Raw genomic sequence first — 7,660 nt, forward strand, 5'->3', positions numbered from 1 at the left:
ATAAATGTGAAGAAAATGTTAATTTTGTTTAAGAATTTGTAAATATTTTGTTAAAATGAACTCTTATATTTTAAACAAGGATTCCTATGCGTTTTGTTCTAGCTTTTATTGTGTTTTTTGTTGGAGGATTTGTTAATGCGCAAACTTATAGCAATTCTGCATTAAGTGCGCAAGGAGAAGTGAAATATAGAGATTTTAAACACTTTGATTATGTAAATCCTAATGCTCCAAAGGGGGGACATATTAAACAATACGCACTTGGAAGTTATGATAGTTTTTATGATTTTTTATTAAAAGGTGTAAGCGCAAAGGGGTTGCAATTGGTTTATGATACTTTAATGGTGCGTTCTTTTGATGAGCCAAGTAGTCAATATGGGCTTGTTGCAAAGCAAGTGCAAAGGGCAAAAGATAATACCTTTGTTATCTTCCATTTAAATGAAAATGCACGCTTTAATGATGGTAAAGAAATCACCGCTTTTGATGTGGAGTTCAGCTTTAAGACCATTGCAAGAGGAGAGAATCCATCAATGGTGCGTTATTATGCAGATGTTAAAGATGTGGTGGTAGTAGATAAACACACAGTGCGCTTTAATTTTAAAGACAATAAAAATCGTGAGTTAGCATTAATTTTAGGGGATTTGCCTATTTTGCCTAAACACGCTTATGAAAATGTAGATTTCAATCAAAACCCCCTAAAGATTCCACTAGGTAGCGGTCCTTATGAAATAGAATCTTTTAATGCAGGACGCAGTGTAACTTATAAACGCGTAGAAAACTATTGGGCGAAAAATCATCCAACACGTGTAGGATATTTCAATTTTGATAAAATCACTATTGATTACTACAAAGATGATTCTGTTGCCCTAGAGGCTTTTAAAGCTGGTAGATATGATTTTAGAGAAGAAGTCAGTGCCAAAAATTGGGCATTAGGCTATAATGGAACTGCATTAAAACAGCAAGATATCCAAAAACAAGAATTTTTACACTTTCTTCCTAGCGGTATGCAAGGCTTTGTATTTAATCTTCGCAAAAACCTTTTTAATGATAGGCGCGTAAGAGAGGCAATAGGACTTGCTTTTGATTTTGAGTGGAGCAATAAGAATCTTTTTTATAATCAATACACGCGCACAAAAAGTTTTTTTGATAATTCAGAATATGCAAGCGTTGGGATTCCATTGGGGGCAGAATTAACATTGCTTGAACCTTTTAAAAATCAGCTTCCAAGTGCGCTTTTTACGCAAAGCTTTTCATTGCCAAAAAGTCAAGGCAATGGAGAAAATAGAGAAAATTTAAAAAAGGCTCAATCTCTGTTAAAAGAAGCCGGATATAGCATTAAAAATGGAAAACTTCAAAAAGATGGAATCCCTTTTGAGTTTGAGTTGCTGTTGGTTAGTCCAGCAATGGAACGCGTTGCGATCCCTTTTCAAAAAAATTTGCAGATTTTAGGGATTACAATGCAGATTAGATTAGTGGATATTGCACAATATGTAAATCGGCTACGCAAGTTTGATTATGAGATGATTGCAAGTGTGTTTCCGCAAAGCTTATCACCGGGCAATGAACAAGCATTTTTTTGGGGAAGTGAAGCAGCAGATATACAGGGGAGCTATAATTATATTGGTATAAAAAATGCTGTGGTTGATGCTTTAATTACAAAGGTGATTCAAGCAAGCAGTTATGAAGAGTTATTAAACAGTGTGCGCGCACTTGATAGAGTGTTACTATGGGAATACTATGTGATTCCGCATTTTCACACAAAAGCCTTTCGTGTGGTGTTTTGGAATTTTTTAGAACATCCTAAAATCACTCCACTTTATGAGATAGGCTTTGAAACTTGGTGGGTTAATCCTAAAAAACTACAAGAAATCCAGAAGAAATATCCTAATTTTAGGCGATAATTTTGGGAAGCTATATTATTAAACGCCTTGCATTGATTCTACCAACACTGCTTGGGATTATGACTTTAAATTTTTTTATCATTCAAGCAGCTCCGGGTGGTCCTGTGGAGCAAATGATTGCAAAACTTGAAGGAGTTGGAACACAAACAGAAGTGCAAGCAAACTCTAAAGCAATTTATAAAAATCAAGGTTTAGATGCACAAATGTTAGAGAAAATTAATGCCTTATATGGCTTTGATAAACCAATTTTAGAGCGATATGTTTTAATGCTAAAAAATTATTTAACTTTTAATTTTGGAGAGAGTTTTTATAAAAATGCAAAAGTGGTGGATTTAATCTTAGAAAAACTCCCTGTTTCAATTAGTCTTGGACTTTGGAGCACGCTTTTAATCTATTTTATCTCTATCCCTTTAGGGATAAAAAAAGCCATTAAAGAAGGGAGTGCATTTGATAGTCTTACAAGCACAATAGTGATTATTGGAAATGCGATTCCAACTTTTTTATTTGCTTTAATTTTAATGATTTTATTTGCTGGCGGGACTTATTTTAATATTTTCCCTTTGCGTGGAATTATTGGAGATGATTTTGAATCTTTAAGCGCGCTAGAAAAAATTAAAGATTACTTTTGGCATATTACACTACCTGTGTTATCTTTAAGCATTGGCGGATTTGCAACTTTAACCTTACTTACTAAAAATTCTTTTTTAGAAGAGATTCACAAGCAATATGTGCAGCTTGCTTATGCAAAGGGTTTATCACAAAGACAGGTTTTGTATTGGCATATTTTTCGCAATGCAATGCTTTTAATTATTGCTTCTATCCCTTCTGCTTTGCTTGGGATTTTACTTAGTGGCTCATTGCTTATTGAAATCATTTTTTCTCTTGATGGCTTGGGACTTTTGGGTTATGAATCTATCATCTCAAGAGATTATCCTGTAATTTTTGGTTCTTTATATATTTTCACACTTTTTGGACTTGTTGTTGGGATTATTAGTGATGCGGTTTATGTTTTAGTAGATCCTAGAATCCATTTTCAAAAGGCACAATAATGCAATTTACAATGCGTAGATTTCAAGCTTTTAGATCAAATTCTCGCGCATATATTTCTTTATGGATTTTTGGTGTGTTATTTGTATTGTGTATGTGTGCGGAGATTCTTGCAAATGATAAACCTCTATTTGTGCGCTATGATGGGAAAAATTATTTTCCACTTTTAAGAGATTACCCTGAAACGACATTTGGAGGGGATTTTGAAAGCAATGCAAATTATAACGATACTTACTTGCAAGAAAAAATCGCACAAAAGGGTTTTATGATTATGCCTTTGATTCCTTATTCTTACGATTCTGTCATTTACACGCTAGACACACCAGCACCTTCTGCGCCAACTTTAAAAAATCCTTTAGGAACAGATGATTTAGGGAGAGATGTCTTAGCAAGATTACTTTATGGTTTAAAAACTTCTATGATTTTTGGAATCGTGTTGGCTTTTTTTAGTTCTCTTATTGGTCTTTTTGTGGGCGCAATTTGCGGTTATTTTGGCGGAAAAATAGATTTGATAGGGCAACGATTAATTGAAATATGGAGCGGAATGCCTGTGCTTTTTGTGTTGATTATTTTTGCAGGTTTTTTGCAGCCTAGTTTTTGGAGTATTTTATGCATTGTGCTGCTTTTTTCTTGGGTAGCATTAGTGCCTTTTGTTCGTGCAGAGTTTCTAAAAATACGGAATCTTGATTATGTTAAGGCAGCTAAAATGTTAGGAGTTAGTCATCTGCGCATTATGTTTTATCATATTTTACCAAATGCGTTAGTGGCTGTTTTAACTTATTTGCCCTTTATTGTGTGTGGAAGCATTACAACGCTTGCTTCTCTTGATTTCTTAGGTTTTGGTTTGCCTCCACCTAGCGCAAGTTTAGGAGAGATTTTAGCACAAGGTAAAAACAATCTTAATGCGCCTTGGCTTGGGCTTAGTGGATTTTTTGCACTAAGTGTGTTGTTGTGTTTGCTTGTTTTTATTGGAGAAGGTTTGCGTGATGCTTTGCGCGTTAAGGTTAAAAAATGAATCTTTTAACCATTAAGTCTTTAAGTGTAGAATTCAATGGATTTTGTTTAAAAAACATTAATTTTTCTTTGAAAGAAGGGGAAGTTTTAGGGATCGTTGGAGAATCTGGAAGCGGGAAAACTTTACTTAGCCATTTAATTTTAAGACTTACAAGCAGCTATACATTGCAAAGTGGTGGAATTTATTATTTGGGGGAAAATCTTTTAGAAATTACGGAATCTAAAATGCAAAATTTACGCGGTCTTGAGATAGGATATGTATTTCAAGAACCACTTAGCGCATTAAATCCTTTGCAAAAAATCTATAAGCAACTTAGTGAAGCAATTTTAATTCACAATCCTAAGATTACAAAAATGGCACTACAAGAGAGAATACAAGAACTATTACATAGCGTGCAACTCTCAAACAATGTTTTACAAGCCTATCCTTATGCACTAAGTGGAGGACAAAGACAGCGCATTTGCCTAGCAATCGCCCTAGCAAATCGTCCTAAAATTTTAATTGCCGATGAACCCACAACTGCACTAGACTCTACAACACAAGCGCAAATTATAGAGTTGTTAAAAAATCTGCAAAAAACACTTGGGCTTAGTGTGATTTTTATTAGTCATAATTTAGCAGTGGTGTCTAAAATATGCAAACGCGTGCTTGTAATGCAAAAAGGAGAAATCATTGAGATAGGCAAGAGAGAAGAAATTTTTAAAAATCCAAAAAATATTTACACTAAAACACTAGTTAATGCCCTAAAATTTAATTATAACACGGAATCTTTTAGTAAAGAATCAGTCTTAGAAACCAAGGATTTAAGCGTAAAATATCCTATAAAAAAGAATTTTTTTGGTAAAACATTGGAATCTTTTTTAGCTTTAGAACCTTTGAGCCTAACTTTAAGAAAAGGTGAGAGTTTAGGGATTATTGGAGAGTCTGGTAGTGGCAAAAGTAGCCTTGCTAATGCACTTTGTTACTTATTAGATAAAGATTGTATAGCCGGGGAAATCAAACTTTTAGGCAAAGATTTTTTAAATTTAAAGGGAAAGAATTTAAGAGAATTTCGTGCATGTATGCAACTAATTTTTCAAGATCCTTTTAGTTCATTGAATCCTAGAATGAGTGTTTTTGAGATTTTACAAGAAGGATTGCAAGCACATTTTAATTTAAATAAGAAAGCACAAAAAGAGCGTATAGTAAAAACTTTAAACGATGTTGGATTGAGTTGTGATTTTTTAAAACGTTATCCCAATGAATTAAGTGGCGGACAAAGACAAAGGGTGAGTCTTGCTAGAAGCTTGATTTTACACCCTAAGATTTTGATATTAGATGAGCCAACAAGCGCACTAGATTGTGCGACACAAGAGCAAATTTTAAAATTATTATTAAAACTACTTCAACAATATCAATTAAGTTACATTTGTATTAGTCATGATTTAAGCGTTATTGCAACGCTTTGTCAAAATGTTTTAGTGTTAAAAAATGGCAGGGTTTTAGAAAATGGGGCAACCAAAGAAGTCTTTAAAGCCCCTAAAGATTTATATGTTAAAAACCTTTTAGAAGCAAGTGTAATAGGAGAAATGTATGTATTTTAAGCTTAAAATCTTTTTATTAGTTGGAATCTTAAATATGCAAAGCTTTGGGTTTAGTATCCCACCTGTAAGCTTACAAGTCTTAATGAAACATATTTTTTCTCCTACGTATTTTAGCGTGTATAGCAAGGATTATGGAATGATGTATTGCCAGCTCTATGGGGTAGCAGCAGTTAGTAAAAGCTTCAAATGGGAGGGTTGTGAGATCTCGCCACAAGCATTAAAGGAAATGCGCCATTTTGCTATGCAGTATGCGCAAAACAAAATTAAACTAGAACAACAATTTCGTTTAGGCTATAAAAATGGTTGGTGTTTTTTACAAAAAGGTGGAAATCTCTTAAATGCAGAAGTTGTGCGTGATGGTTATGCAGTGGTGCAACATTTTGACTTAAGTGAAGAAAAAACATTAAATGACTTAGAGGAATTAGAATCTATTGCAAGAAGTGAAAAAAGGGGGCTTTGGAAAGAATGGGGCAAAGAAATGCAATGTCTAAAAACAGCATTAAAAGAAATTGCGCAAGTTGGACTTAAAGAGAGTTTGGAAAAAAGTATGGAGCTAAGAATGCGCGCAATGGAATAAAAAGTTGGAATCCAAAATGTTAAAATCTAAATGGATTCCGTATTTTGTGTATTTTTCGCGCTATTTTGATTGTTATTTAAGATTTCATTTAGATTTTCCATTTGCTTTTGTAAGAGTTCTTTTGTTTTGTTAGATTCTATGATTTTTCCAAGTTCATTTGCACCATCTTTTAGGATTTGTGTTTGTTTTTCTACAAATTCTTGCGTTTTGTTGCTTTCTAAAAAATCATTAAGTTTTTGTGCGTGAGAATTTAAAGTATCTTTTAATCCAGAATCTTGCATTGCATTTTGTAAAGTCTGTCCAGCTTTATCTTCTAAATCTCTTAAACTCTGCTTATCACAGCCCATTAAAGAGAACATAAAAAACCCAAGAAGTAGTGGTGTTACATAATTTTTCATCATAAAAACTCCTTAAAATTTACAGAACTTAAGCTATAATCTTAACCAAAAAAACTAGGAATTTAAAGAGAAAATGCAAAATCGTAGAATTTTTTTAGTTGCTGAACTTTCTGCAAATCATAATCAAGACAAAAAATTAGCTTTGCAAACCATAAAAGCCGCTAAGGATTCTGGTGCCGATGCTATTAAGTTGCAAACATATACGCCAGATTGTTTAACCTTAGATAGTGATTTAGAAGATTTTAAAATTAAAGGTACACTTTGGGAGGGTAGAAACTTCTATACGCTTTATAAAGAGGCAATGACGCCTTGGAAATGGCATAAAGAATTATTTGATTATGCAAGAGAACTAGGTTTGGTATGCTTTTCAAGTCCTTTTAGTAAAGAGGCAGTAGATTTTTTAGAAACATTAGAAAATCCAATTTATAAAGTTGCGTCTTTTGAAATTGTGGATTTGGAACTTATTAAGTATATGGCGCGTTTAGGTAAGCCTATGATATTATCAAAGGGGATTGCAACAAAAAATGAGATAAAAGAAGCGATTAAGGCTTGCAGAGAAGTTGGAAATAATTCTATTACACTTTTGCAATGCACAAGTTCTTATCCTGCTCCTTTAAATGGTGCAAATTTATCATTAATTCCACAACTTCAAAAAGATTTTGGAGTAGATGTTGGCTTATCAGATCATACTTTAGGCATTACAGCTCCTATTGTTGCAGCTTCACTTGGTGCGCAAGTGATTGAGAAACATTTTATTTTGGAACGATCTTTAGGTGGAGTAGATAGTGCATTTAGCTTAGAACCTAAAGAATTTGCACAGATGGCACAGGCAGTTAGAGAAACAGAAGAGTTACTTGGGGATTCTACTTATGTTTTAAGTGAAAAATCAAAAGCAGGACGCGTTTTTATGCGTTCATTATATGTGATAAAGGATATTAAAAAAGGAGAAGTTATAGAAGAAGAGGCAATAAAATCCATTCGTCCGGGCTATGGAATCGCTCCAAAATACTTAAAAGAAGTTATAGGTAAGCGTGCTAGCAAGGATTTATGGCGTGGTAAATCCTTGCAATTTGAAGATTATGAGTAATCATTTAATCTCCCCTTAAGCTTTTCTAGCTATAATTCCACTTCCTTTTTTGCGC

Annotated in this window: 7 protein-coding genes; 6 read left to right on the forward strand and 1 reads right to left on the reverse strand. The window is 33.6% G+C overall.

Annotated features, from left to right (window positions below; genetic code table 11):
- The first annotated feature begins 86 nt into the window (after positions 1-86).
- Genes Q0358_RS08325 through Q0358_RS08345 form a run of 5 tightly spaced genes read left to right on the forward strand, consistent with a single transcriptional unit; the run spans position 87 to position 6,120 of the window.
- Positions 87-1,898 (forward strand): extracellular solute-binding protein, encoded by a 1,812-nt coding sequence (locus Q0358_RS08325; protein ID WP_299550111.1) that lies wholly within the window; start codon positions 87-89, stop codon positions 1,896-1,898.
- A 2-nt stretch (positions 1,899-1,900) separates the two neighbouring features.
- Entirely contained in the window at positions 1,901-2,947 is a 1,047-nt protein-coding gene (yejB, locus tag Q0358_RS08330) for a microcin C ABC transporter permease YejB (RefSeq protein WP_299550114.1), read from the forward strand.
- Positions 2,944-3,960: an ABC transporter permease gene (locus Q0358_RS08335; protein WP_299550132.1), complete on the forward strand. Its 1,017-nt coding sequence runs from the start codon at positions 2,944-2,946 to the stop codon at positions 3,958-3,960. The genes yejB and Q0358_RS08335 overlap by 4 nt, the downstream gene beginning before the upstream one ends.
- Positions 3,957-5,543, forward strand: coding sequence for a dipeptide ABC transporter ATP-binding protein (locus Q0358_RS08340; RefSeq protein WP_299550117.1), 1,587 nt, complete (start codon positions 3,957-3,959; stop codon positions 5,541-5,543). The genes Q0358_RS08335 and Q0358_RS08340 overlap by 4 nt, the downstream gene beginning before the upstream one ends.
- Complete coding sequence (locus tag Q0358_RS08345) at positions 5,533-6,120, forward strand: thermonuclease family protein (RefSeq protein WP_299550119.1); 588 nt, start codon at positions 5,533-5,535, stop codon at positions 6,118-6,120. Before Q0358_RS08340 ends, Q0358_RS08345 begins: the two co-directional genes overlap by 11 nt.
- A gap of 26 nt (positions 6,121-6,146) precedes the next feature.
- On the opposite strand, the gene Q0358_RS08350 is transcribed toward Q0358_RS08345, so the two are convergent.
- Positions 6,147-6,521: a hypothetical protein gene (locus Q0358_RS08350; protein ID WP_299550122.1), complete on the reverse strand. Its 375-nt coding sequence runs from the start codon at positions 6,519-6,521 to the stop codon at positions 6,147-6,149.
- Between the two features lie 70 nt (positions 6,522-6,591).
- On the opposite strand from Q0358_RS08350, the gene pseI reads away from it, so the two are divergent.
- Positions 6,592-7,605, forward strand: a complete 1,014-nt coding sequence (pseI, locus tag Q0358_RS08355; RefSeq protein WP_299550126.1) for a pseudaminic acid synthase — start codon at positions 6,592-6,594, stop codon at positions 7,603-7,605.
- Positions 7,606-7,660 lie beyond the last annotated feature (55 nt).

The sequence above is a fragment of the uncultured Helicobacter sp. genome, assembly GCF_937893305.1.
Lineage (GTDB): Bacteria > Campylobacterota > Campylobacteria > Campylobacterales > Helicobacteraceae > Helicobacter_D.

Bases quoted from the DNA above. Each gene is read 5' to 3' on its own strand.
- Q0358_RS08345 (WP_299550119.1), top strand. From the start codon at position 5,533: ATGTATTTTAAGCTTAAAATCTTTTTATTAGTTGGAATCTTAAATATG.
- pseI (WP_299550126.1), top strand. From the start codon at position 6,592: ATGCAAAATCGTAGAATTTTTTTAGTTGCTGAACTTTCTGCAAATCAT.
- Q0358_RS08325 (WP_299550111.1), top strand. From the start codon at position 87: ATGCGTTTTGTTCTAGCTTTTATTGTGTTTTTTGTTGGAGGATTTGTT.
- Q0358_RS08350 (WP_299550122.1), bottom strand. From the start codon at position 6,521: ATGATGAAAAATTATGTAACACCACTACTTCTTGGGTTTTTTATGTTC.
- Q0358_RS08340 (WP_299550117.1), top strand. From the start codon at position 3,957: ATGAATCTTTTAACCATTAAGTCTTTAAGTGTAGAATTCAATGGATTT.